Raw genomic sequence first — 23,035 nt, 5'->3', positions numbered from 1 at the left:
TGCAGCACCAACAGAGTCACACTATGCAGCAAACACAACAACAAGAGGCGCTCTCGGCCGAGGAGCTGATCGCCCAGGACGTGGGCGCCCGCCTGCCGGTCGGCGCAATGAGCTGGATCATCGCGGGCCTCGCGCTGGTCTGGTCCCTGTTCCAGCTCTGGATCGCCTCGCCACTGCCGTTCTCCCTCGGCGTCGGCGTGCTCAACGACACTGAAACCCGCTCGATCCACCTGGCCTTCGCCATCCTGCTCGCCTATCTGGTGTTCCCGGCTCTGCGCACCTCGCCGCGGGATCGGGTGCCCCTCGCCGACATCGCCCTCGGCCTCGTCGGCGCCGCCGTCGCCAGCTACCTGTTCGTCATGTATGACCAGCTGGCCCAGCGCCCCGGCAACCTGACCTCCATGGACTTCGCGGTCGCCTGCATCGGCATCCCGCTCCTGCTGGAAGCCGCCCGCCGAGCCCTGGGCCCGGCCCTGGCGGTCATCGCCATCGTCTTCCTGGCCTACAGCCTGGCCGGCCCCTGGATGCCCTCCCTGCTGGCCCACCGCGGGGTGAGCCTGCACGCCCTGGCGAATCACCAGTGGATCACCACCGAAGGGGTGTTCGGCATCGCCCTCGGGGTCTCCACCAGCTTCGTCTTCCTGTTCGTGCTGTTCGGTGCCCTGCTCGAGCGTGCGGGTGCCGGTCACTACTTCATCCAGCTCGCCTTCAGCCTGCTGGGTCACCTGCGCGGCGGCCCGGCCAAGGCGGCCGTGGTGGCCTCGGCCCTGACCGGGGTCATCTCCGGCTCGTCCATTGCCAACGTGGTCACCACGGGCACCTTCACCATCCCCATGATGAAACGGGTCGGCTTCTCCAAGGAGAAGGCCGGTGCAGTGGAAGTGGCCTCCTCGGTCAATGGCCAGATCATGCCACCCGTCATGGGCGCCGCGGCCTTTCTGATGGTGGAGTACGTGGGCATTCCCTACGTGGAGATCATCAAGCACGCCTTCCTGCCGGCGGCCATCTCTTACATCGCGCTGCTCTACATCGTCCATCTGGAGGCGCTCAAGCTCGGCATGGAGCCCATCGGCAACCGCCAGCCGCGCCCCTGGCTGCGCCGCCTGACCGGCTTCGCCTTCGGTGCCGCCCTCATCAGCGGCCTCTCCATGGCGGTCTACTACGGCCTGGGCTGGCTCAAGCCGGCGCTGGGCGACCATGCCCTGCCGGGGATCAGCCTGCTGCTGGCCGTCGCCTACCTGGGACTGCTGAAGATAGCCGCGAGCAACGAGCCGCTGCCGTCGGAAGACCCGGACAAGCCCCTGGACGAGCTGCCGGAGACCCGCGCCGTGCTGCTCTCCGGCCTGCACTTCCTGCTGCCCGTGGTGGTGCTGGTGTGGTGTCTGATGGTGGAGCGCCTCTCCCCGGGCCTGTCGGCCTTCTGGGGCTCGGTGATGCTGATCATCATACTGCTGACCCAGCGCCCGCTGCTGAACTGGCTGCGCACGGACGGCAAGCATGACTACGGCAGCTTCACCGATGGTGTGGTGGACCTGCGCGAGGGGCTGATCGCCGGTGCCCGCAACATGATCGGCATCGGCATCGCCACCGCCACCGCCGGCATCATCGTCGGGGCCGTCTCCCAGACCGGGGTCGGCCTGGTGCTGGCGGATCTGGTGGAGTTCCTCTCCATGGGCAACCTGCTGCTCATGCTGATATTGACCGCACTGCTGAGCCTGATCCTCGGCATGGGGTTGCCCACCACCGCCAACTACATAGTGGTGTCGAGCCTGCTGGCGCCGGTGATCGTCACCCTGGGGCAGCAGAACGGCCTCATCGTGCCGCTCATCGCGGTGCACCTGTTCGTGTTCTACTTCGGCATCATGGCGGACGTGACCCCGCCGGTGGGGCTGGCCTCGTTCGCCGCGGCCGCCGTCTCCAAGGGGGATCCCATCAAGACCGGGATCACGGCGTTCTACTACAGCCTGCGCACCGCGGCGCTGCCGTTCCTGTTCATCTTCAACACCGATCTGCTGCTCATCAACGTGGACTTCGCCCACGGCGTGATGATCTTCATCGTGGCGACCATCGCCATGCTGATCTTCGCCGCCGCGACCCAGGGCTGGTTCCTGGTGAAGAGCCGCTGGTACGAGAGCGTGCTGTTGCTGCTGGTGGCCTTCACCCTGTTCCGCCCCGGCTTCTGGATGGATCTGCTGCACGACCCCTATCGTGACACGGCACCGGCGGAGCTGGTCCAGACCATGGGGCAGGTGGAGGCAGAGAGCACCCTGCGCCTGCGCATGGAAGGGGAGGACGCGGTGGGCAAGCTGCGCCGCTTCACCGTGCTGCTGCCGGTGCCGGATGGCGCGAGCGGTGAGGATCGCATGGCCACGCTGGGGATCCAGACCTACGAACAGGACGGCAAGATCCTGATCGACACCGTCACCTTCGGCAGCCAGGCGGCCGATCTGGGGCTGGAGATGGATCAGCAGATCCTGAGCGTCAAGGCGCCCACCGAGCGCTGGCCCAAGGAGCTGATGTGGCTGCCGGGCTTCCTGCTGTTCGGGGCAGTGGTCTGGCTGCAACGCCGCCGGGTCGCTCGACCCTGATCATCACCCAATAAAAAACGGCGCCTTCGGGCGCCGTTTTCAATGCTGGGGGGAGGTGATGCCGGCCGCCGCCTCTGCAGCAGACCACGGGCATACCGGGAGGGCTAGTTTGATTGAACCTGCTTCTGCTTTTGCAGCAGATCCAGGGTCTGCTGTTCCTGCGGGCTCAGGCCCAGCTGCTCGCAGGCTTGCTCAAAACTGATGCCAAGGTGGCACATCATGATGTCGATGGCGGGCAGGTAGTTGGTCATTGCGTCTTCCATGGTGATCCTCCGGAGCTGTCTCTTATGCCCGAGCCGTGCGGAGGGGGCAATTAGACTTTAGGCGTAGGGTGCCATCTGCTTCGCCCCCTGCCACTGCCCGGGGGAATTTGCTACTCTTGCGTGCACTAAAGAGGTTGCCGTCCGAGTGCGAGCAGCCGGTGAGGAGCAGGGCATGTTATTGAGTTTCTTGATCATCGCATCGGGCTGGTGGCACATCCGCGCGGCCTACGGCTCAGACCCTCGTCAGTTCTACATCAGCAAGCCGCTGACCATGCTGTTCATCATCGCCCTGGCATTCGGCTACCAGAGCGACGACCACAACGGCTCTCATGCCTGGATCCTGCTGGGCCTCTGCCTGTCGCTGGCCGGGGACGTGCTGCTGATGCTGCCAAGGGATCGTTTCATCCAGGGGCTGGCGGCATTTCTTGTCGCGCACCTCTGCTACATCGTCGGCTTCGCCCAGGGCCCCCTGGTGCTCAAGCTGGTGGACGGTCTGCTGCTGCTGGGGCTGGCCGGCATGGTGTTCGGCCTGCTGTGGAGCAAGCTCGGCGAGATGCGGATCCCCGTCTTCTGCTACATGCTGGTGATCATCGCCATGGCCTGGGTGGCCGCCGGTGCCTGGCACGCCTCCCTCACCGCCGGCAGCGCCGCCGCCTTGGTGGGGGCCCTGATGTTCCTCTTCTCCGACAGCATGCTGGCCCTCGACCGTTTCCGTCGCCCCTTCCCCCATGCCACTGCCTGGATCATGAGCAGCTACTTCGCCGCCCAGTTCCTGATCGCCGCTTCGCTGGCAGGCTGAGGGTGTCGGAGTTGTCTCCTCGCAGAGGGAGGCACAGACAAAAAACGGGCCCTTAGGCCCGTTTTGCTGTTCCATTCTCACCGTTTTTCACGCCTCCAGCGGTTCTGCATCCGCCGTCCTGGGGGCCGGCTGCCTGAGCAGCAGCATCAGGGCGCTGGCGATGAACAGGAAGATGCCCATCACGTAGAACACCTGGTTGTAGGCCATGATGGCGGCCTCCCGGTTGATGGTATTGGACAGCATGGCCCTGGCTTGCTGCTGCGCCAGCGCCGGATCCGAGCCCTGGGCCATCAGGTTCTGGGCTAGTTGCAGCAGGTAGCTCTGTCCCTCGATGCTGCTGGCGGCCAGGGTGCTGCCGATCTGGCTGACATGAGTCCGGGTGTCGTTGTCGATCAGGGTGGCGATGATGGCGATGCCGAAGGCGCCCCCCAGGTTGCGCAGCACGTTGAGCAGGGTGGAGGAGGAGGGGACCTCGTCCGGCGTCAGGCTGGCGGTCGCCACCAGGGAGAGGGGCACCATGATGAAGGGTTGGCCCAGGGCGCGCACGATGAGGGACTGGATCAGCTGGGGCCCGGCGTAGTCGGCATTCATGTTCACGTTCATGAAGCAGCTGATGGCGAAGACCAGAAAGCCGAAGCTCACCAGATAGCGCGGATCGATGCGGGTCACCAGCCTGGGCACCAGGGGGAGCACCAGCAACTGGGGCAACCCCATCCACATCAGCACTTCACCGATTTCCAGGGCGTTGTAGTTGTGGATCTGGGTCATGTAGAGCGGCAGCACATAGATGGATCCCATCAACGCCATGCCGAGCACCAGGTAGGCGAAGCAGGCCAGGGCGAAGCGCGGGTTGTGCAGCAGCCGCAGGTTGACCAGGGGGTGGCGGCGCAGCAGCTGGCTGATGACGAAGAACACCAGCGCCACCACGGAGATGACGGTGAGCCGCACGATGAAGCTGGAGCCGAACCAGTCCTCTCTGTTGCCCTCTTCCAGCACCACCTCCAGCAGGCCCAGCCCCACCGCCATGGTGAGGATGCCGACCAGATCCACCCGCTTGATCACCTCCCAGTCCACCGGCTTCCTGTCCAGGCCGTGGGCCAGCATGGCCATCACCAGCAGGCCCGGCGGCACGTTCAGGTAGAAGATGTAGTGCCAGGACATCTGCTCGGTCAGCCAGCCGCCCAGGGTCGGGCCTATGGCGGGGGCGAAGGTGGCGCACAGGCCGAACAGCGCCATGCCGGTGGCCCGCTTGTGCAGCGGCAGCAGGCTGACGATGAGGGAGAAGGCCATGGGGATCAGGGCCCCGCCGGTGAAGCCCTGCAGCGCCCTAAAGACGATCATGCTGGTGAGGTTCCAGCTGAACGAGCAGAGCACGGAGGCGACGATGAAGGCCCCCGTGGTCCACAGCAGGTAGCGCCGCACGCTCAGCCCCCGGCTCAGCCAGCCGCTCAGCGGGATGGCGATCATCTCCGCCACCAGATAGGAGGTGGAGATCCAGGAGCTCTCGCTCAGGGTGGCCGAGAGGGCCCCCTGAATGTCCTTCAGGGAGGCGTTGGTGATCTGGATGTCGAGGATGGCCATGAAGGCGCCGATGAGGCCCCCCATGACCGCGATCCAGTTGCGGCGTGGAATGGGTTCCATCAGTGGGCGGCCACCACGGGATCAGGGGTGCGGGTATCCACTATCACCTCGGTGGAGAGGCCCGGCAGCAGCCTGCCCGCCAGGGGGCCCGGCTCCGGGATGCGGATCTTGACCGGGACCCGCTGCACTATCTTGGTGAAGTTGCCGGTGGCGTTCTCCGGCGGCAGCAGGGCGAACTTGGCACCGGTGGCGGGAGCCAGGCTGTCGATGATCCCCTCGACCGGCTGATCCGGGTAGGCATCCAGGATCACCTCCACCTTCTGCCCCGGCTGCATATGCTGCAACTGGGTCTCCTTGAAATTCGCCTCGACCCAGACCTGGCTCAGGGGCACCAGGCTGGCCACCTGCATGCCGGACTGGACATAGAGCCCCTCCCGCAGGCTGCGCTTGCCGATGATGCCGTCGGCGGGGGCCCGCAGCTCTGTGTAGCCGAGCTCCAGCCTGGCCTGTTCGAGCTGGGCGGCGCTCAATGCCAGCCTGGCCTGGTTCTGCTTGGCCTCGGCGTCCAGCACCAGCAGCCGCTCGCGGGCGGCCTGCAGGGCGGCCCTGGCCTCCTGCTCCTGGGCCTGACTGACCTGCAAGCCGGCCCGCACCTCGTCCAGGTTGTCCTGGGAGCTGTAGTGGCGCTCATTGAGCTGGCTGACGCGGCGCACCTGCTGCTGGGCCCGCACCTGTTCGGCATTGGCGGAGCTGACCCTGGCCTCGGCCTGGCGAATGAGGCTCAGCTGCTGGGTGCGGGTGGCGGCCAGGTTCTCCGCCGTCGCCTGGTTGAGGCGCAGGTCGGCCTCGGCCTCCGCGACCCGGGTCCTGTACTCCCGGTCGTCGAGCCGGGCGATGAGCTGGCCCGCCTTCACCGCCTGGTTGTCGGTCACCAGCACCTCGCCGATGTAGCCGGAGAGCTTGGAGCCGATGCCGGTCACCTCGCTCTGCAGGTAGGCGTTGTCGGTGCTCTCGAAGTAACGGCCGTGCAGATACCAGTAGGCGGCGAACAGCATGCCCAGCAGTACCAGCAGCAGGGCGGCCAGCAGGGGGATCTTCTTGTGTTGACTCATGATATTGGGTTTCCTGAACTGTGGCGGGCAGGCTAACATCGCGAGACTGTTTCGATTAGTATCCATTCATGAGATATACAGTTTCACTGGTGAGACAATGGACTTGAACGCAGCCCTCATTCTCGTGCGCATCGTCGACAAGGGCTCCTTCACCGCCGCCGCCCAGGAGCTGGGTATGACCAAGGCCACGGTGAGCCGGCGCATCGCCGAGCTGGAGCAGCGTCTCGGCGTGCGGCTGCTCTACCGCTCCACTCGCCAGCTCACCCTGACCGAGGCGGGGGAGCAGTACTACCTGCGTTGCAGCAAGGCAGTGGAGGAGCTGGCCCAGGCAGAGCTGATGCTGAGCGCCAGCCAGCAGGAGGTGACCGGCACCCTCAAGCTGGCGGTCCCCATCGAGACGGGGCAGCTGGTGGTGGGCAGGCTGGTGGCGAACTTCCTGCAAGCCTATCCGGGGCTGCAGGTGGAGCTGGAGCTGACCAACCGCATCGTGGATCCCATCAGCGAGGGGCTGGACGCCATAGTGCGGGTCGGTGACATGAGCGACTCCAATCTGGCGGCACGGCGCCTGTGGAGCACGGAGCGGCTGCTGTGCGCCAGCCCGGCGTACCTGGCCCGCAGCCCGGCGATCGCCCACCCCGAAGATCTGGTACACCATGAGCGGGTGGCGGTGAGCAGCGGCTTCCTGGCGTCCCACTGGTGTTTCGAGCGGGACGATCGCGAGGTGCTGGTGGATCCGCCCTCCCGCTTCCAGGTCAACAACATCACCTGCGCCCGCGAGGCGGCGAAGGCGGGGCTGGGGCTCGCCTCCCTGCCCGCCATGCTGTGCCATGATGAGCTGGCGAGCGGTGCCCTGGTGTCGCTGCTGCCGGATTGGCAGCAACCCAGGGTGCCCATCTACCTGCTGTTTCCGGAGCGGCGGCTGATGCCGCGCAAGTTGAGGGCATTCATCGATTTTCTGGTGGCCAACGGCCCCGAGTATGGCATCGACAAGCTGTTGTGAGCGGCGCCGGGGGCGGGCACAGTGGATCACATGCCATGGAGCCAGCCGCTCCTGGACGGCCCGGCCCGGGCGGGAGCGGTGCGAGACGGGCATTGCGAGGAGGGCATGAAGGGATCCGTGGATTGACTTGTATCGGGCTTCCCACTCCCTGGAGGCGCACGCCCTGGAATGAGGGTGGCGCTGGCGGCACTGACAAGCGGTTTCGAGGACAACGTATGGATCAGTGGATTAACTTGTATCGCGCCTCTCACTCATTGGAGGCGCACGCCCTGAAAGGGGCCCTGGAGGTCGAGGGCGTCAGGGTGCGGCTCAGCGGGGAGGGGCTCAGTGGTGCGCTGGGGGAACTGCCGGTGGATCTGCTGCAGGTCACCCTGATGGTGTGCGAGCAGGATCGACTGCGGGCGGGCCGGATCATCGAGCGCTACCAGCAGCGTCAGGGGAACGGCTGGCTATGCGGCCAGTGCGGGGAGGAGAACGGCGCCAATTTCGACATCTGCTGGCGCTGCCATCACGATCCCCACGAGCACTGATCGCGGCCGCATTTCAACGCAGGGTGAAGTCGATGTCATCTCCCGCGTGGGCGTCGTGATAGGTGGCGAGATCCAGCTCCTTCTCGCTGCGGGCGATGAGCACGGAGACCAGGATGTCGCCGGAGACGTTGACCGTGGTGCGCGCCATGTCGAGGATCCGGTCGATGCCCGCAATGAGGGCCACCCCTTCCAGCGGCAGTCCCACCGCGGTCAGGGTCAGGGTCAGCAGCATCAGCCCGGTGCCGGGTGTGCCCGCCGTGCCTATGCTGGCCAGGGTGGCGATGCTGATGATGGTCAGGTAGTCCACCAGGTGCAGATCCACCCCGAACGCCTGGGCCACGAACAGGGCGGTCACCCCCTGATAGAGAGCGGTGCCGTCCATGTTGATGGTGGCGCCGATGGGCAGCACCTTGGCGGTGATGGCGGGGGAGACCCCGAGCCTGCGCTCGGCGCAGGCCAGGCTGATGGGCAGGGTGCTGCTGCTTGAGCTGCTGGTGAAGGCCACCGCCTGGGCGTCGAGGATGCTCTTGAAGTAGTGCAGCGGGTTGAGGCGGGCCAGCAGGAGCAGCAGGCTGCTGTAGACGCCGAGCAGGTGCAGCAGGCAGCCGAGGTAGACGGCGCCGATCACCTTGAGCAGCGGCAGCAGCAGGCTGACCCCGTATTTGCCGGTCATCCAGGCCATCAGGGCGCAGACGCCATAGGGGGCCAGGGCCATCACCATCTGGGTCAGCTTGAACATCCCCTCCGCCAGGGAGGTGAAGAACAGGATGGCGGGGCGACCGCGCCGCCCGGTGGCGTTGAGGGCCAGGGCGAGGGCCACGGCGAATACGATCACCTGCAGTATCTTGCCGTCCACCATGGCCTGCATCGGGTTGCGCGGCACCAGGTGGCTCAGCACGCTGGCCAGGGTCGGCTGCTCCGCCAGGGCGCCCCGTTCATAGGGATCCATGTTGGCACCCATGCCCGGCTCCAGCAGCCAGCCCATCATCAGGCCGATGCAGATGGCGATGGCGGTGGAGCAGAGATAGAGGGTGATGGCCTTGCCGGCGATCCGATCCAGGGTCTTGCCCTTGAGCAGCGAGGTGAGACCGGCAATGACAGAGCAGAAGATGAGGGGCACCATCAGCATCTGTATGGTGTTCACGAACAGGAGGCCGATGGGCTTGAGCAGGAGCGCCAGCTCGTTGAAGCCGAGCCCGATCCCTATCCCGATCAGCATGCCGAGCAGGGTCTTCAACCAGAGCGGGCGGCGGGTCCAGATCCGCCAGGGCTTGAAGACCAATCCATGGAACAGCATGACGCCAATGTCCTTATTTTCTGTCTGCGATGGCAAAAAGGGGCGCTAGTGTAGCCGTCCCCCCGTCAGGTTGCCACATTATCGACAAAGCGGCGCACAGGGCCACCCCGGGGACACGAAAAAAGGTGTTTTGTTGGCTTGCATCAAGATCGGGCGCCGGGCTTTTGGCTTTAATGGGCATCTGACATGATGATTAAGAGGTTTGCAATGACTCAATCGGTACACGGTCACGACGTGATGGAGATGATGCTGGCGCAGGGCGGCCAGTTTACCCGGGCCAGCCTCAAGCAGGCCATCGATGATCGCTTCGGGGCGGATGCCCGTTTCCACACCTGCAGCGCCAGCGAGATGGATGCCGAAGCCCTGATCGACTTCCTGGCCAGGCGCGGCAAGTTCATCGAATCCGACGAGGGCTTCCAGACCCGCGCCGACAAGATCTGCAACCACGGTTGATTCCCGACGGCGAGCGCTGCCGGGTGCTCGCCGAATCCCGCCACCTTTGTTATATTCGCCCTCTTTTCCCTCTTCTGTTGAAGGCGTTGCCTGGGCGTTGTATGGACACTTTTTCCGCTGCCGTCATGCTGTTTCTGATCATGGATCCCCTGGGGAACCTGCCGGTCTTCCTCTCGATCCTGCGCCACGTCGATCCCAAACGGCGGCACAAGGTGATGATCCGCGAGCTGCTATTCTCCTTGGGTATCATGATGGGCTTCCTGTTCGCCGGTCAGCAGATCCTGAGCTTCCTCAACCTGCGCCAGGAGGCGGTCAGCATCGCCGGCGGCATCATACTGTTCCTCATCGCCATCAAGATGATCTTCCCGACCCCCGGCGGCGTGACCGGGCTGGCGGCGGGGGAGGAGCCCTTCCTGGTACCCATGGCCATCCCCATGATCGCGGGCCCCTCCATCCTGGCCTCCCTGCTGCTGCTGGCGAACCAGGAGCCGACCCGCATGGTGGACTGGTCTCTGGCGCTGCTGATGGCCTGGGGTGCCAGCGCCGTGATCCTGATGTTCTACGAGCTGTTCAACAAGCTGCTGGGTGAGCGAGGACTCACCGCGGTGGAGCGGCTGATGGGCATGCTGCTGGTGATGATCTCGGTGCAGATGCTGCTGGACGGCGTGCACCACTATCTGGCGGTGACGGGTCAGAACTGACGGGGCGGCATGCTGAACTCAAGGTGAAACGGGGCTCCAGGAGCCCCGTTTTTTTGCGCGTCAGGCAGCAGCGGCAGCGCCGTCGGCTGACGTCTCCAGTTTGCCCATGATGAGGGCGAGCAGGGTCTCCCGCAGCCAGCGGTGTCCGGGATCCTCCTCGTGACGCTGATGCCAGATGAGCAGGTGGGAGATGCTGTCCAGGGCGATGGGCAGCGGCAGCGGCACCAGGGGGTAGACCTGGGTGGCGTGGCGGGCATAGAGACGGGAGAGGGTCACTATCATGTCCGAGTGCATGCCCATGCGCAGCGCCGCCTCGAAGGAGGGGACGGTCGCCTCGATCCGGCGATAGAGATCCTGCTCCGCCAGCTTGTGATCCAGCATCCAGCGATCCCGCCCCTCGCAGTAGGTCTGCACGTGGGGATAGGCCAGGTAGCGGGCGAGATCCCACTCGGGGTCGCGCAGGGCCGGGTGATCCCGCTGTACCAGGCAGGTGAGATCGTCGATGGCGAGCAGCCGCTGGCAGATGGCGTTGGGCAGGGTGTCGAGGCGAAAATCCGAGTTGATGCAGTTCTCCCGCACCGTGAAGGCGATATCCACCTGGCCCTGGCTCATCTCGGTCAGGCTGTGTTCGGTCCACTCCTCGTAACGCAGCCGGATCCCCGGCGCTTGGCGCTTGAGCTCGCTCAGGTAGAGCGGCGCGAACAGGGTGAAGGCGCTGTCCATGCTGGCGATGACGAACTCCCGCTCCGTGCTGGCGGGATCGAAGTCCGGCGGCTGGATCAGGTTGTCCAGCGACAGCAGTATGGGCTGCAATTGTTGCTGCAGATCCAGGGCGCGAGGGGTGGGATCCATCCCGTAGGCGGAGCGGACGAACAGGGGGTCGTCGAAGGTCTCCCGCAGCCGGCCCAGGGCCTTGCTGACGGCGGACTGGCTCAGGTGCAGGCGGCGAGCGGCCCGGCTGCCGTTGCGCTCCTCCAGCAAGACTTGCAGGATAATCAACAAATTAAGGTCTATGCGGCCAAGCTGTTCCAGCAACATGATATGAATCCTCTTCAATTCTTAGATGAATTTATACCATTTGTTTTCATATCTTGGCGATCCTATGCTCGACGGGTCTCTCGCCCTGGTGGCGGCTGGTACAGGATGTAGCGGTTGAGGGGACAAGTAGCACCGACTCATACGGCGGCCCCTGGTCGCCGTATTTTTTTATGATTGATTCGTAAACTTGCACCTGGCTTGATTTCGCCCAACAATCGATACGCTTTCTTTTGATACAACCTCAGGGTATCTATCAGTCAGGAGTATCCCCATGGGACTGGGTGGCATTCATATCTGGCATCTGCTGATCTTGCTCGTGGTCGTCGTCGTGGTGTTTGGCAGCAAACGCCTGGCCGGCGCCGGTGAGGATCTGGGCACCGCCATCAGGGATTTTCGCAACGCCTTGCGCGACGACGAACATCCGAACAAGTAGGAGTGAAGTATGTCTGTTGACGAGAAAGTGGAATTGAACGAGACCTGCGACAGCTGCGGCTGTTTCGCCGAGATCGGCACCATCATAGGCGAGGGTGACGACGTGATGGAGCTGGTGATCGAGGCGGCGACCGAAGCCGCTGCCCGCGACAAGCTGGCGGCCTACGAGGCGCTGGCCCAACAGGTCACCGCCGAGGCCAGGAGCAGCAGCGAGCTGAGCCAGGGCCCCGACGGCGTGATCCTGAAGGCCCGCCTGCAATTCACCTGCACCGCCGAGAAGCTGATCTTCGAGATGCGTGCCCGCTCTATCTGAGCCCTTGATGAGACGGCAGGTCTGCCTGCCGTCTTGCTTTGCCCCTCGCCTTCTCCCTCCCTTTGCGTTGTATAGTGAGTTATTCCACGGACGATCCGGTTCCCGTCCGGCATGCGCCGATCGGCAGCTGGTCCCGCGACGCCCGATGGCTCTTGCCATGAACCGCAGGCGCCAGGACGGTTCCTTCTGCTGGGGACCCGACAGGGTGCGCCGACCCACAGCGAGGTGGCTATATCATGATGAGGCGATGGATCTGGGGCCTGCTGGCCCTCTGCGCGCTCCCTCTGCTGGCGGCGGATCTCCATTCCCGGTCTGGTGACGCCCCCTCCCGCGCCGTGGACGTCAAACCCAAGCTCCTACCTCAGGCGGGGGATCTCGAACACATCCTGCAGAAGAAGGAGCTCAGGGCCCTGGTGGTCTATGAGCGGGGGTTCTTCTTCTTCGACAAGGGGGCCCAGTACGGCATCCTGGTGAACCAGCTGCAGGGCTTCGAGCGCTGGCTGAACCAGACCTACCTCCCTGGGGAGAAGCTCAAGCTCAAGATCATCTACATCCCGGTGCGCCAGGACCGGCTGCTGGACTATCTCACCGAGGGGCGCGGGGATCTGGTGGCCGCCAATCTGACGGTGACGCCGACCCGACGCGAGCAGGTCACCTTCTCCCAGCCGCTCATCTCCCCCATCGAGGAGTGGGTGGTGAGCCAGCGGGAGCTGCCCGCCTTCAACCGCATCACCCAGCTCTCCGGTCGGCGGATCTGGGTCCGCGCCAGCTCCAGCTACCATGAGAGCCTGCACCAGCTGAACTGGCTGTTTCGCGAGCTGGGGCTGCCTCCCGTCTACATAGAGACGGTGCCCGAATACCTGCAGGACGGGGATCTGCTGGAGATGGTGGCGGCCGGCATCATACCGCTGACGGTCACCGACAGCTTCAAGGGCCGGATCTGGCTCGACATGATAGGGGGCCTCAAGGCCCACAGGCTGATCCCGCTGCGGGACAAGGGGCGCAGCGCCTGGGCCCTGCGCAACAACAGCCCCGAGCTGCTCAAGGCGGTGAACGCCTATATCTCGGAGTCGAGCAAGCGCACCCTCTACAGCGACATGACATTGCGCCGCCTGCTGGCCCAGAGCGACCGGATGAGCAATATCCTGGCGCCGGATCCCCTGGGGCGGTTGTCGACCATCCGCAAGGTGCTGGAGGCCCAGGCCGACAAATACCAGCTGGACTGGCTGATGCTGGCGGCGCTCGGCTACAAGGAGTCCGGCCTCGATCCCAACGTCAGATCCCACAAGGGGGCGGTCGGCATCATGCAACTGCTACCGAGCACGGGGGGCGAGGTGGGGATCCGCGGTACCCGGCTCACCAGCCTGGAGGGCAATGTGGAGGCGGCCTGCCGCTACATGCGGCTGATCCTCGACACCTACTTCAACGATCCCGGGATGGACAGGCTCAACCGCCACCTGTTTGCCCTGGCGGCCTACAATGCGGGCCCGAACCGGGTGCAGGCGCTGCAGGCCAAGGCCAGGGAGCGGGGGCTGGATCCCAACGTCTGGTTCGGCAACGTGGAGCAGCTGGTGGCCAACGAGGTTGGCCAGGGGCCCATCAACTACGTCGGCACCATCTACAAATACTACGTGGCCTACCGTTTCAGCCTGCCCCAGCTGGAGGGCAAGTCCGAGGCCATAGAGGCGGCGCAGCCCTGAGCGGTCAGTGCCGGCCGGGGAGGCGATCCTCATGAAGACGCGGGAGGGACTCCCAGCCCAGATCCCTGTGCTGCTGGTACCAGGGCATCAGCAGCCTGGCGGGGGTGGGATCCGGCTGGCTGGCCTGTGGTCCCTGGCTGAGGGAGGGGTGGTCATGCAGTTCCATCATGGGCTCCTTGACACGCCGGCATCGGGGCGGTTGTCTGGGTTATGCCATGACCAGATGACAAGGAGATGACCCTTGATCCCCGCCGACTTTGCCCTGCTCGACGATCCCGGCGCTGCCCTCAAGGCCCGCTGCCAGCTGATCCGCGCCGCCCGCCACCGGATCCTGGCCCAGTACTACAGCTGGGAGGAGGACGGCAGCGGCAAGCTGCTGCTGGCCGAGCTGATCCGGGCTGCCAGGCGCGGGGTGCGGGTCCGGCTGCTCATCGACGATCTCTATGGCGGTGACAACCGCTTCCTGGAGGCGGTGGCGGCAGAGCCCGGCATAGAGGTGCGCCTGTTCAACCCCTTCTGGCTGAGGGGCTGGCGCCCCCTGACCCTGCTGCTGGAGGGGTTGCTCAGCTTTCGCCGCATCAACCACCGGATGCACAACAAGCTGCTGCTGGTGGACGGGGGCCAGGCGGTGATCGGGGGGCGCAACATCGGCGATCGCTACTTCGGGCTGGGGGCGGCCCCCCATTTCATCGATCTGGATCTGCTTTGCCGCGGCTCGCTCTGCCAGCAGGCCGAGCAGGGGTTCGAGCTGTTCTGGCAGAGCCGCTGGAGCCACCCCGTGCGGCGCCTGCTGCGACGCCCCCTGCTGCCCGCCGAAATCGCCGTCCTGAACGACTTCCTGCTGACCCTGACCGAGCCCGCCATGGCCGCCGTCTACGATCTGCCCGCCAGCCTGTTCGACGACGAGCCCGTGCCCCTGCGCTGGCATCCGGGCCTGGGGGAGTGCTGGTTCGACCGGCCCGGCAAGGGGCTGGTCTCCCGGCCGACCACGGCCCCCCGGCTGGGACGCAAGCTGGCGGCCAACCTGGGGGCCCTGAGGTTGGTGAGCCCTTACCTGATCCTGACCCGGGGCCTGCGTCGCCGCCTCCGGGAGCAGCGCAGGGCGGGGGTCGGCATCGCTATCCTGACCAACTCCCTGGCCAGCACGGACGTCCCCCTGGTCTATGGCGCCTACCGACGTCACCGCCCCTGGCTCGAACGCCAGGGGATCGAGCTGTTCGAGCTGGTGGGTGAGGAGACCAGTCTGCATGCCAAGCTGATCCTGATGGGAGAGGAAGAGGCGCTGCTCGGCAGCTTCAATCTGGATCCCCGCTCCCTGATGCTCAACACCGAGCTGATGCTGCACCTTCGCTGCCCGGCGCTGTGCGACGAGTTGCAGCACCTGATCGAGGCATGGCTGCAGCGAGCCGTTCACCCTGTGGGGGGACCGCCCTCACCCTGGCGGCGCCTGCTGGCGCAATTGAGCGATTGGTTACCTTTGCACCGCTGGCTGTGAGGGGCGCAGGGCTTGTGCGAGATCTCGCAAAGCCTTGTGCGCCTTCGAGGATAACGTTTGCCATCCAAAACCGGATGGGGATTTTATCGTATTGTTTTTAATCGATTTATATCCTGATGTTGGTGATTTTTCTGGCACCTTGCCTGCATGGGGAGCCGCATAAAGCGGTTTTTTATTTTATTCAACTGGGTAGTATTCCGGTTGCAAGGACAAACACGGCGGCGGGTCTGCCGTGTGGGCGAAGGCAACAGGGGAACTGGGCCGGTCGGATTGCTCCGGCAGGCATCGCGGATCGGGAGCGGAAACCCGTGAGGCGCAACGGCGCCCCTTCATTGCCGGATCCCAATATGGAACATGCTATTTGCGAGGGGGTGACATGCGAGTGTCGCCCCATTTTTTTGTCTCCCGCCCTGGGTGCCAAAGCAAGAAGACCGCCAGCTGGCGGTCTTCTTGCTCCTGGATCTTGAGCGTCTCATGCGATGCCGGCCAGGAGTCGGCTCCAGTTGCGCTTGGCAACGAGGAAGCCGTCCCGCAGCGAGCGATATTCCAGCTGCAGCCTGAGCCTGTCGTAGCGCGCCAGGGCCTTGCGCCCGCGCTGCTCCAGCAGTTGCTTGCGGCTGGCGTAGTAGTGCTGGATCTGCTGGCTCAGCTTGTCGTACTCCTCCTGCAGCAGCGCCTGCCACAGCTCCCTGTCATCCTGCTTGTGCAGCCTGGCCTGGGCCCGCTTGAGCTGCATCTCCAGCCGGGCCTGCTCGATGCGCTCCTCCGGGCAGGATCTCAGGTCTTTGGCCAGCCCGCACCAGGCGGCGCTCTGGATCAGCCACTTGGTGGGGTCGAACTGCCACCAGCGGATGCCGTTGCGGTAGTCGTTCTCGAACAGGTGGTGGAAGTTGTGGTACCCCTCGCCGAAGGTGAAGAAGGCCAGGATGCCGTTGTCCCGCGCGCTGTTGCGATCGGTGAACGGCTGGCTGCCCCAGATGTGGGCCAGGGAGTTGATGAAGAAGGTGGTGTGATGGGTCATCACCATGCGCAGCACCCCGGCGAGCAGCAGCATGCCGAGCAGGTCCCCGTGCACGAGTCCCAGCAGCAACGGAATGCCGATGTTGGTGCATAGGGTCAGCGCCAGATAGTGCCTGTGCTGGAAGGCGACCACGGGGTTGTTCTGCAGATCCCGCACGTTGCTGTAGTCGTGGTAGGTGTCGCGCTGGTATTCCCGCAGCATCCAGCCGATGTGGGAGAACCAGAAGCCGCGGCCCGCGCTGTAGGGATCCTTCTGGTTGTCATCCACATGGCGGTGGTGGCGACGGTGATCCGACGACCAGTGCAGCGCCGAGTTCTGCAGGGCGAGGGCGCCGCCGATGGCGAAGATCCACTGCAGCAGCGGGTGCGCCTTGTAGGCCTTGTGGGACCAGAGCCTGTGGTAGCCGGCGGTGATGGAGATGCCGCAGTAGCAGAACAGCAGCAGGAAGCTGCCCCACTGCCAGAGGTCATAGCCATGGGTCATGCCGTACCAGGGCACGGCGATCAGCGCGGTCAGCCCGGAGAGGGCAAACAGCAGGGTGTTGGTCATGATGATCGGGGGGCGTTCCATCTCACTCGGTTCCTTTCAGCGAACAGCTGTTCACTATTCTCCATTGAGCCGGAATGCGGGTCAATGGTAAAAAAGTCGGAGACAAACCTGATCCCGTCCCGCCCTTCGGGTTATCATCTGGCCTCGCTAATCTCAAGGTGACTGTTTTCGTGGGTATTCGCGCGCAACAAAAAGAAAAGACCCGGCGTACGCTGATCGACGCGGCGTTCAGTCAACTCTGTGCCAACCGCAGCTTCTCCAACCTCAGCCTGCGGGAAGTGGCCAGGGAGGCGGGCATAGCCCCGACCTCCTTCTACCGCCATTTTCGCGACATGGAAGAGCTGGGGCTGACCCTGGTGGACGAGGGAGGGCTGACCCTGCGCCAGCTGATGCGCCAGGCGCGCCAGCGCATCGCCGGAGGAGGCAGCGTCATCAGCACCTCGGTGCAGACCTTCATGGAATTCGTCGAGAACAACCCGAACATCTTCCGCCTGCTGCTGCGCGAGCGCTCCGGCACCTCGGCCGCCTTCCGTCAGGCGGTGGCCCGGGAGATCCAGCACTTCATCGCCGAGCTCACCGACTATCTGGAGGCCACCACGCAGGCGCCGCGGGAAGAGGCCTACATCCAGGCCGAGGCCATGGTGACCATCGTCTTCAGTGCCGGTGCCGATGCCCTCGACATGACCCCCGAAGAGTGCAAGGCGCTGTCGGAGCGCACCATCAGCCAGCTGCGGATGATCGCCATGGGCGCCGAGGTGCAGAACCGCAAGCGCCGCGAATCTCTCTCTTAACGCAAGGATGGACAGCCTCATGCATGAACCGAACCCGATCCCGAAGAAGCCCCTGGTGCTGGCCCTGCTGATGGGTATCTGCGGGGATGCCTTCCTGTCGACCCTGCTGGAGTCGGTCGTCCCCTTCTCCTTCTTCCCCCTGATCGCCCTGCTGCTGGCGGCCAACCAGCTCTACCAGCACTATCGTCACGAGCCCATGGTGGGCAACACCCCCAGCTGCATGCTGATCTGCTTCTTCATCGGCGTGTTCGGGCACTCGGCCCTGCTCAAGGTGCAGTACCCCGAGCTTGGCAGCAACTTCTTCTCCCTCATCGCCATGCTGTTGCTGCTGGCCGCGCTCTCCATCAAGCTGGGCATCAGCCTCGGAAAAACGCAGAAGGAGTGACGAGTCACTCCTTCCGGTCTGGCAGGGCGGGTCGACCTCAGTCGGCCCGGGGCGGGGTCTCTCCCTTCTGCCTGGCGTCTATGATGGCCTGCAGCTTGGCGCGGATCTCCATCATGCCGAACACCCCGAAGATCAGCACCTGGGTGAATTCGAGGCGGGTGACCGCGAAATAGGGCTTGCAGGCGGCCTTGATCATGCTCGCCTGCACCCAGTGCATCAGTATCACTATGACGCCGCACACCGGCAGAAAGCCGTTCAGTTTGCCCGGCAGGGTGCCCAGCAGGGCGAGCACCACGCCGAACCAGAAGAACAGCAGCACCCCCATTGCCAACAGATTAAACGCCCGCTTCATCGCCTACCTCCCGTACATAGAGTTGATGGCAGACCTGGCCGGCCTGCCTTTCCTTGAGTCGTTGCCCACATTGACGGGGAGGGGCACAGCGCCCATCCCCCCCTTTAAACTGCAGCGTCATTCCTGGTGTCCCGCAGATAGAGCTGGTAGCAGACCTGATCTGATCGACTTGCTTGTCCTTGAGCAATTGCCCACATTGACGGGGAGGGGCACAGCGCCCATCCCCCCCTTTAAACTGCAGCGTCATTTCTGGTGTCCCGAAGATAGAGCTGGTAGCAGACCTGACCCGCCTGCTTGTCCTTGAGTAATTGCCAGCTGGCGGGCAGGGCCAGATCGGCCATCTCCTTTTCCCGCTCAAGATAGATGAGGGCGTCCGGCGCGAGCCAGCCGCGCTGTTCCAGCAGCTCGCACACCTGAGGCAGCAGTTCGCGGCGAAACGGCGGATCCAGGAACACCAGATCGAAGGGGGTGGCCTGGCCTTGCAGCCAGCTCACCGCATCGGCCTGGATCACCTGGCCCTGAGTGCTGCCGAGCACGGTCAGGTTCTTTCTGAGCTGGTCGGCGGCGCCCCTGTCCATCTCGATCAGGGTCACCTGGTCGGCGTAACGCGACAAGGCCTCCAACCCCAGCCCGCCGCTGCCGGCAAAGAGATCGAGGCAGCGGGCGCCGCGCACATGGGGTGCCAGCCAGTTGAAGATGGTCTCCTTGACGCGATCCGTGGTGGGTCTGAGTCCTTCCACATCCCTGACCGGCAGTTTGCGCCCCTTCCACTGGCCGCTGATGATTCGTACCACGCCCGCGCGCCCCTGGGGGGCCGGGCTCTTGCTCGGGCCGTTACGGCTGGATTTCACTCTGGGCATCGCGTTTCGTCGTCAGAAAATAAAGTGATAGTATAAGGCGGTTCATTTTTATGCCGACCCGCCGAGGGACGGCTATCTTAGCAGTCAGCCTTTGATGTGAGTATTTTTAGATGGCAAAAGGTTTGTTTTCCTGGCTGGGTTTCGGCCGCAAGAAAGAAGAGGCTGAGGCCGTCCCATCGCAGGCGCCCGACGCCACCCCGGCTGTCGCCGAGTCCGAGGTCACCGTTGCCCCCGCTTCCGTAGTTGATGCTCCCCTGACCGAGGCTCCTGCTGTGCCGCACGAGGCAGCCCTGACGGGTCCAGAGGAAGGCCCCCTGGTGGCGGAAGAGCCGGAGGGCGAACTCGAGCCCGTCATCGTCAATGAGGCCCTGATCGCTGCCGATCCCCAGGCTGGGGAAGAAGCGCGCCTTGCCGCCGAGGCTCAGGCCGCCGAAGAAGCGCGTATCGCCGCCGAAGTTCAGGCCGCGGAAGAGGCCCGCCTTGCCGCCGAGGCTCAGGCTGCCGAAGAAGCTCGTATCGCCGCCGAAGTTCAGGCCGCGGAAGACGCTCGTCTTGCCGCCGAGGCTCAGGCTGCCGAAGAGGCGCGTATCGCCGCCGAAGCTCAGGTCGCGGAAGAAGCCCGTCTTGCCGCCGAAGCTCGCGCCGCGGAAGAGGCCCTCATTGCCGCCGAAGCCCAGGCTGCCGAGGAGGCCCGTATCGCCAAAGAGGCCCAGAGAGCGGAAGATCTGCGCCTGGTGGCCGAGATGGAGGCACAGGCCGCCGCGCTGGCGGCTCTGCCGCTGGCCGCCAAGGTGGACGACGACACCCAGGACAAACCGCAGCGGGAGGGCTTCTTCGCTCGCCTCAAACGCAGCCTGGTGCGCACCAGGGAGAATATCGGCTCCGGTTTCTTCGGTCTGTTCCGCGGCAAGAAGATAGACGACGATCTGTTCGAGGAACTGGAGACCCAGCTGCTGACCGCCGATCTCGGCGTGGACACCACCAGCCGCATCATCGAAGGCCTGGTGCAGCACGCGGATCGCAAGCAGCTCAAGGATGCCGAGGCGCTCTACGGCCTGCTCAAGCAGGACATGGGCGAGATGCTGGCCAAGGTCGAGCAGCCCCTGGTGATCGACACCAGCAAGAAGCCCTATGTGATCCTGATGGTGGGTGTGAACGGCGTCGGCAAGACCACCACCATCGGCAAGCTGGCCAAGCAGTTCCAGGCCGAGGGCAAGAGCGTGATGCTGGCCGCCGGCGATACCTTCCGAGCCGCCGCCGTCGAGCAGCTGCAGGTGTGGGGCCAGCGCAACAACATTCCGGTGATCGCCCAGCACACGGGGGCCGACTCCGCCTCCGTCATCTATGACGCCATCGAGGCCGCCCGCTCCCGTGGCGCCGACGTGCTGATCGCCGATACCGCCGGCCGCCTGCAGAACAAGAGCAACCTGATGGAGGAGCTCAAGAAGGTGGTGCGGGTGATGAAGAAGCTGGACGATACGGCGCCCCACGAGATCATGCTGACCCTGGACGCGGGCACTGGCCAGAACGCCCTGAGCCAGGCCAAGCTGTTCAGCGAGGCGGTGGGCCTGACCGGCATCACCCTCACCAAGCTGGACGGCACCGCCAAGGGCGGCGTCATCTTCGCGGTGGCGGACAAGTTCCAGATCCCGATCCGCTACATCGGGGTGGGCGAGGGGATCGACGATCTGCGCCCCTTCGTCGCCAACGACTTTATCGAGGCGTTGTTCAGTCGCGATGAATGAGCCTGGCCGCGCTGCGCCAGCTCAGCCGCGATGAGCAGTGTCCCAGCCCCGACTCCGGTCGGGGCTTGTCACTCTCAGGGTATGATCCACCTCGATCCCGGTCGGGGTTTGTCACTGTCAGGGAACCGTTATGATTCGTTTTGACAAGGTCAGCAAGGTATACAGCGGTGGCCATCAGGCGCTGCAGAAGGTCAGTTTCCACCTGCGCAAGGGGGAGATGGCCTTCCTGACCGGCCATTCGGGGGCGGGCAAGAGCACCCTCCTGAAACTCATCAGCGTGATGGAGCGACCGACCGATGGCCGCGTCTTCTTCCACGGCGATGACGTCAGCCATATCCAGCGCAGCCAGATCCCCTATGTGCGCCGCCAGATCGGCATGATCTTCCAGGATCACCGGCTGCTGATGGACCGCACCGTGTTCGACAACGTGGCCCTGCCCCTGGTGATCGATGGCTACAGCCACGCCGACATCAACAAGCGGGTGGCGGCGGCGCTGGACAAGGTGGGCCTGCTCGGCAAGGAGCGCTACCAGCCGCGCATGCTCTCCGGCGGTGAGCAGCAGCGGGTCGGCATCGCCCGTGCCATCGTCAACAAGCCTCCCCTGCTGCTGGCGGACGAGCCGACCGGCAACCTGGATCCCCAGCTCTCCATGGACATCATGCGCCTGTTCGAGGAGTTCAACCGCTTCGGGGTCTCGGTGCTGATTGCCACCCATGATCTGGGGCTGATCGCCCGCATGCGCTATCGCACCCTGACCCTCAAGGCGGGGCGCATGTATTCGTCCGGGGAGGAACTCTGATGGCTATTGTTCGTCATAAACAGCTGCCGCTGTGCCGTCTGATGATGGTCATGTGGATGGAGCAGGTCGCGGATATTCGACACGGGGGAGAGTGCTGATGGCTATCGTTCGTCATAAACAGCCGCCGTTGCGTCGTCTGATGATGGTCATGTGGATGGATCAGGTCGCGGATATTCGACACGGGGGAGAGTGCTGATGGCTATCGTTCGTCATAAACAGCCGCCGTTGCGCCGTCTGATGATGTATGGCGTGGATCACGTGCGTCAGGCCTTTGCCAGCCTGGGGGAGCTGTGGCGCAATCCGCTCGCCTCCCTGATGACCCTGGCGGTGCTCGGCGTGAGCCTGGCGCTGCCTTCCTGTTTCCACGTGCTGCTGAAAAACGCCGAGGTGGTGGAGGGGAGCTGGCAGACCAGTTCCCAGATCTCCCTCTATCTGCGCAAGGATCTGCCGGAGCAGAGCATCCTCGACATGCAGCAGCGGATCCTGCTCTACCCCGAGGTGGAGTCCGTTACCTACATGAACCGGGACGAGGCGCTCAGGGAGTTCCGCGAGATCTCCGGTTTCGGCGATGCCCTGGATTATCTCGACAGCAACCCGCTGCCGCCGGTGCTGAGCGTGATCCCGGATCCGCGCTGGCAGAATCCGGAAGGGGCCGCGGAGCTGCTCGCCAAGCTGGAGAACGAACCCGGCATCGAGCAGGGCAAGCTGGATCTGCAGTGGCTGACCCGGCTGCAGGGGATCATGAACCTGCTGCGTCATACCATCACCGGCATTGCCGTGCTGCTGCTCTCCGCGGTGCTGCTGATCGTCGGCAACACCCTTCGCCTCAATATCCTCAACCAGCGCTCCGAGATCGAAGTGCTCAAGCTGGTGGGGGCGACCGATGCCTTCATCCATCGTCCCTTCCTCTATACCGGCATCTGGTTCGGTGTCATCGGCGGCATGCTGGCCTGGTGGCTGACCGAGGTGATGGTGATCTGGAGCGAGGGGGTGGTGAAGGAGCTGGCGGGGCTCTACAACAGCAACTTCCGGCTGGTGGGGATGGGGGCGTTCGACGGCTTCAACCTCATACTGCTGGGGGCCTTGCTGGGGCTGATCGCCTCCTGGTTTTCGGTCCATCGCCACATTCGCGACATCGAACCTTCCTGATTGATTTACCAGCAACGCAAACCACTGGATTTTGCGAACTGGATCAAGTAAAAGAGTGGCCCGTTTCTGGCACGGGCCACTT

24 protein-coding genes are annotated in these 23,035 nt (G+C 64.4%); 15 read left to right on the top strand and 9 right to left on the bottom strand.

All coding sequences use genetic code 11. The features are described 5' to 3' along the window. The first annotated feature begins 23 nt into the window (after positions 1-23). On the top strand, positions 24-2,588 hold the full coding sequence (locus I6L39_RS05155; RefSeq protein WP_216991229.1) for a TRAP transporter permease: 2,565 nt from the start codon (positions 24-26) through the stop codon (positions 2,586-2,588). A 104-nt stretch (positions 2,589-2,692) separates the two neighbouring features. Here I6L39_RS05155 and I6L39_RS05150 read toward each other — a convergent pair whose 3' ends face one another. Further along, entirely contained in the window at positions 2,693-2,851 is a 159-nt protein-coding gene (locus I6L39_RS05150; RefSeq protein WP_084202639.1) for a hypothetical protein, read from the bottom strand. A 172-nt stretch (positions 2,852-3,023) separates the two neighbouring features. Between I6L39_RS05150 and I6L39_RS05145 the strand changes: the two genes are divergently transcribed. Continuing rightward, a complete protein-coding gene (locus tag I6L39_RS05145) occupies positions 3,024-3,650 on the top strand; it encodes a lysoplasmalogenase (RefSeq protein WP_042076122.1) in 627 nt (208 codons plus the stop codon). 87 nt (positions 3,651-3,737) lie between these two features. On the opposite strand, the gene I6L39_RS05140 is transcribed toward I6L39_RS05145, so the two are convergent. Beyond that, complete coding sequence (locus I6L39_RS05140) at positions 3,738-5,291, bottom strand: DHA2 family efflux MFS transporter permease subunit (protein WP_209793807.1); 1,554 nt, start codon at positions 5,289-5,291, stop codon at positions 3,738-3,740. Beyond that, positions 5,291-6,343 (bottom strand): HlyD family secretion protein, encoded by a 1,053-nt coding sequence (locus I6L39_RS05135; protein WP_216991228.1) that lies wholly within the window; start codon positions 6,341-6,343, stop codon positions 5,291-5,293. The genes I6L39_RS05140 and I6L39_RS05135 overlap by 1 nt, the downstream gene beginning before the upstream one ends. A gap of 97 nt (positions 6,344-6,440) precedes the next feature. On the opposite strand from I6L39_RS05135, the gene I6L39_RS05130 reads away from it, so the two are divergent. Together I6L39_RS05130 and I6L39_RS05125 are read left to right on the top strand one after the other, a co-directional pair. Further along, the gene (locus tag I6L39_RS05130; RefSeq protein ID WP_042076128.1) at positions 6,441-7,343 is read left to right on the top strand and encodes a LysR family transcriptional regulator; all 903 of its coding nucleotides are present in this window, start codon (positions 6,441-6,443) and stop codon (positions 7,341-7,343) included. A gap of 215 nt (positions 7,344-7,558) precedes the next feature. Further along, a complete protein-coding gene (locus I6L39_RS05125) occupies positions 7,559-7,873 on the top strand; it encodes a DUF2007 domain-containing protein (RefSeq protein ID WP_042076131.1) in 315 nt (104 codons plus the stop codon). 13 nt (positions 7,874-7,886) lie between these two features. Here I6L39_RS05125 and I6L39_RS05120 read toward each other — a convergent pair whose 3' ends face one another. Beyond that, positions 7,887-9,170 (bottom strand): dicarboxylate/amino acid:cation symporter, encoded by a 1,284-nt coding sequence (locus tag I6L39_RS05120; protein WP_216991227.1) that lies wholly within the window; start codon positions 9,168-9,170, stop codon positions 7,887-7,889. 207 nt (positions 9,171-9,377) lie between these two features. Here I6L39_RS05120 and I6L39_RS05115 point away from each other — a divergent pair, with 207 nt between their 5' ends. Next, positions 9,378-9,623 carry a YecH family metal-binding protein gene (locus tag I6L39_RS05115; RefSeq protein WP_042076135.1) on the top strand — a complete coding sequence of 82 codons (246 nt, stop codon included), beginning with the start codon at positions 9,378-9,380 and terminating at the stop codon, positions 9,621-9,623. A gap of 101 nt (positions 9,624-9,724) precedes the next feature. Continuing rightward, entirely contained in the window at positions 9,725-10,324 is a 600-nt protein-coding gene (locus I6L39_RS05110) for a YhgN family NAAT transporter (protein WP_216991226.1), read from the top strand. A gap of 60 nt (positions 10,325-10,384) precedes the next feature. Here I6L39_RS05110 and I6L39_RS05105 read toward each other — a convergent pair whose 3' ends face one another. After that, positions 10,385-11,362: a LysR family transcriptional regulator gene (locus I6L39_RS05105; protein ID WP_216991225.1), complete on the bottom strand. Its 978-nt coding sequence runs from the start codon at positions 11,360-11,362 to the stop codon at positions 10,385-10,387. A 271-nt stretch (positions 11,363-11,633) separates the two neighbouring features. On the opposite strand from I6L39_RS05105, the gene tatA reads away from it, so the two are divergent. The 3 genes from tatA to I6L39_RS05090 all read left to right on the top strand — a co-directional run bounded on the left by tatA (position 11,634) and on the right by I6L39_RS05090 (position 13,807). Beyond that, positions 11,634-11,795, top strand: a complete 162-nt coding sequence (tatA, locus tag I6L39_RS05100; protein WP_042076141.1) for a twin-arginine translocase TatA/TatE family subunit — start codon at positions 11,634-11,636, stop codon at positions 11,793-11,795. Positions 11,796-11,804: 9 nt separating this feature from the next. Continuing rightward, positions 11,805-12,107: a YfcZ/YiiS family protein gene (locus tag I6L39_RS05095; protein ID WP_042076144.1), complete on the top strand. Its 303-nt coding sequence runs from the start codon at positions 11,805-11,807 to the stop codon at positions 12,105-12,107. Between the two features lie 236 nt (positions 12,108-12,343). Then, on the top strand, positions 12,344-13,807 hold the full coding sequence (locus I6L39_RS05090) for a lytic transglycosylase F (RefSeq protein WP_209793802.1): 1,464 nt from the start codon (positions 12,344-12,346) through the stop codon (positions 13,805-13,807). 4 nt (positions 13,808-13,811) lie between these two features. Here I6L39_RS05090 and I6L39_RS05085 read toward each other — a convergent pair whose 3' ends face one another. After that, complete coding sequence (locus I6L39_RS05085) at positions 13,812-13,973, bottom strand: hypothetical protein (RefSeq protein WP_164884656.1); 162 nt, start codon at positions 13,971-13,973, stop codon at positions 13,812-13,814. A gap of 75 nt (positions 13,974-14,048) precedes the next feature. Between I6L39_RS05085 and I6L39_RS05080 the strand changes: the two genes are divergently transcribed. Then, complete coding sequence (locus I6L39_RS05080) at positions 14,049-15,302, top strand: phospholipase D family protein (RefSeq protein WP_216991224.1); 1,254 nt, start codon at positions 14,049-14,051, stop codon at positions 15,300-15,302. A gap of 472 nt (positions 15,303-15,774) precedes the next feature. Here the strand turns inward: I6L39_RS05080 and I6L39_RS05075 are convergent, their stop codons facing one another. Then, a complete protein-coding gene (locus I6L39_RS05075) occupies positions 15,775-16,893 on the bottom strand; it encodes a fatty acid desaturase (RefSeq protein WP_216991223.1) in 1,119 nt (372 codons plus the stop codon). Between the two features lie 149 nt (positions 16,894-17,042). On the opposite strand from I6L39_RS05075, the gene fabR reads away from it, so the two are divergent. Continuing rightward, on the top strand, positions 17,043-17,663 hold the full coding sequence (gene fabR, locus I6L39_RS05070) for an HTH-type transcriptional repressor FabR (protein ID WP_216991222.1): 621 nt from the start codon (positions 17,043-17,045) through the stop codon (positions 17,661-17,663). Between the two features lie 19 nt (positions 17,664-17,682). Beyond that, on the top strand, positions 17,683-18,048 hold the full coding sequence (locus I6L39_RS05065; protein ID WP_042076152.1) for a YijD family membrane protein: 366 nt from the start codon (positions 17,683-17,685) through the stop codon (positions 18,046-18,048). A 37-nt stretch (positions 18,049-18,085) separates the two neighbouring features. Here the strand turns inward: I6L39_RS05065 and I6L39_RS05060 are convergent, their stop codons facing one another. Both I6L39_RS05060 and rsmD read right to left on the bottom strand, forming a co-directional pair. After that, positions 18,086-18,400 (bottom strand): DUF1145 domain-containing protein, encoded by a 315-nt coding sequence (locus tag I6L39_RS05060; RefSeq protein WP_042076154.1) that lies wholly within the window; start codon positions 18,398-18,400, stop codon positions 18,086-18,088. Between the two features lie 230 nt (positions 18,401-18,630). Then, positions 18,631-19,260: a 16S rRNA (guanine(966)-N(2))-methyltransferase RsmD gene (gene rsmD / locus I6L39_RS05055; protein WP_216991221.1), complete on the bottom strand. Its 630-nt coding sequence runs from the start codon at positions 19,258-19,260 to the stop codon at positions 18,631-18,633. Positions 19,261-19,370: 110 nt separating this feature from the next. Here rsmD and ftsY point away from each other — a divergent pair, with 110 nt between their 5' ends. From ftsY to ftsX, 3 genes are all read left to right on the top strand, one after another. Beyond that, positions 19,371-21,005: a signal recognition particle-docking protein FtsY gene (gene ftsY, locus I6L39_RS05050; protein ID WP_216991220.1), complete on the top strand. Its 1,635-nt coding sequence runs from the start codon at positions 19,371-19,373 to the stop codon at positions 21,003-21,005. Positions 21,006-21,135: 130 nt separating this feature from the next. Continuing rightward, on the top strand, positions 21,136-21,804 hold the full coding sequence (gene ftsE, locus I6L39_RS05045; protein ID WP_042076158.1) for a cell division ATP-binding protein FtsE: 669 nt from the start codon (positions 21,136-21,138) through the stop codon (positions 21,802-21,804). Between the two features lie 195 nt (positions 21,805-21,999). Beyond that, positions 22,000-22,953 carry a permease-like cell division protein FtsX gene (gene ftsX, locus I6L39_RS05040; protein WP_209793796.1) on the top strand — a complete coding sequence of 318 codons (954 nt, stop codon included), beginning with the start codon at positions 22,000-22,002 and terminating at the stop codon, positions 22,951-22,953. The last annotated feature ends 82 nt before the right edge of the window (positions 22,954-23,035 follow it).

Origin of the sequence: Aeromonas sp. FDAARGOS 1409 (genome assembly GCF_019048705.1) — a bacterium.
Lineage (GTDB): Bacteria > Pseudomonadota > Gammaproteobacteria > Enterobacterales > Aeromonadaceae > Aeromonas > Aeromonas sanarellii.
The sequence above is the reverse complement of the archived record's forward strand: the minus strand, read 5'-3'. Positions and strand labels throughout refer to the sequence as shown.

Excerpts from the sequence above, each read along its gene's own strand:
- I6L39_RS05155 (WP_216991229.1), top strand. The coding sequence starts at position 24 with ATGCAGCAAACACAACAACAAGAGGCGCTCTCGGCCGAGGAGCTGATC.
- I6L39_RS05150 (WP_084202639.1), bottom strand. The coding sequence starts at position 2,851 with ATGGAAGACGCAATGACCAACTACCTGCCCGCCATCGACATCATGATG.
- I6L39_RS05145 (WP_042076122.1), top strand. The coding sequence starts at position 3,024 with ATGTTATTGAGTTTCTTGATCATCGCATCGGGCTGGTGGCACATCCGC.
- I6L39_RS05140 (WP_209793807.1), bottom strand. The coding sequence starts at position 5,291 with ATGGAACCCATTCCACGCCGCAACTGGATCGCGGTCATGGGGGGCCTC.
- I6L39_RS05135 (WP_216991228.1), bottom strand. The coding sequence starts at position 6,343 with ATGAGTCAACACAAGAAGATCCCCCTGCTGGCCGCCCTGCTGCTGGTA.
- I6L39_RS05130 (WP_042076128.1), top strand. The coding sequence starts at position 6,441 with ATGGACTTGAACGCAGCCCTCATTCTCGTGCGCATCGTCGACAAGGGC.
- I6L39_RS05125 (WP_042076131.1), top strand. The coding sequence starts at position 7,559 with ATGGATCAGTGGATTAACTTGTATCGCGCCTCTCACTCATTGGAGGCG.
- I6L39_RS05120 (WP_216991227.1), bottom strand. The coding sequence starts at position 9,170 with ATGCTGTTCCATGGATTGGTCTTCAAGCCCTGGCGGATCTGGACCCGC.
- I6L39_RS05115 (WP_042076135.1), top strand. The coding sequence starts at position 9,378 with ATGACTCAATCGGTACACGGTCACGACGTGATGGAGATGATGCTGGCG.
- I6L39_RS05110 (WP_216991226.1), top strand. The coding sequence starts at position 9,725 with ATGGACACTTTTTCCGCTGCCGTCATGCTGTTTCTGATCATGGATCCC.
- I6L39_RS05105 (WP_216991225.1), bottom strand. The coding sequence starts at position 11,362 with ATGTTGCTGGAACAGCTTGGCCGCATAGACCTTAATTTGTTGATTATC.
- tatA (WP_042076141.1), top strand. The coding sequence starts at position 11,634 with ATGGGACTGGGTGGCATTCATATCTGGCATCTGCTGATCTTGCTCGTG.
- I6L39_RS05095 (WP_042076144.1), top strand. The coding sequence starts at position 11,805 with ATGTCTGTTGACGAGAAAGTGGAATTGAACGAGACCTGCGACAGCTGC.
- I6L39_RS05090 (WP_209793802.1), top strand. The coding sequence starts at position 12,344 with ATGATGAGGCGATGGATCTGGGGCCTGCTGGCCCTCTGCGCGCTCCCT.
- I6L39_RS05085 (WP_164884656.1), bottom strand. The coding sequence starts at position 13,973 with ATGGAACTGCATGACCACCCCTCCCTCAGCCAGGGACCACAGGCCAGC.
- I6L39_RS05075 (WP_216991223.1), bottom strand. The coding sequence starts at position 16,893 with ATGGAACGCCCCCCGATCATCATGACCAACACCCTGCTGTTTGCCCTC.
- I6L39_RS05065 (WP_042076152.1), top strand. The coding sequence starts at position 17,683 with ATGCATGAACCGAACCCGATCCCGAAGAAGCCCCTGGTGCTGGCCCTG.
- I6L39_RS05060 (WP_042076154.1), bottom strand. The coding sequence starts at position 18,400 with ATGAAGCGGGCGTTTAATCTGTTGGCAATGGGGGTGCTGCTGTTCTTC.
- rsmD (WP_216991221.1), bottom strand. The coding sequence starts at position 19,260 with ATGCCCAGAGTGAAATCCAGCCGTAACGGCCCGAGCAAGAGCCCGGCC.
- ftsY (WP_216991220.1), top strand. The coding sequence starts at position 19,371 with ATGGCAAAAGGTTTGTTTTCCTGGCTGGGTTTCGGCCGCAAGAAAGAA.
- ftsE (WP_042076158.1), top strand. The coding sequence starts at position 21,136 with ATGATTCGTTTTGACAAGGTCAGCAAGGTATACAGCGGTGGCCATCAG.
- ftsX (WP_209793796.1), top strand. The coding sequence starts at position 22,000 with ATGGCTATCGTTCGTCATAAACAGCCGCCGTTGCGCCGTCTGATGATG.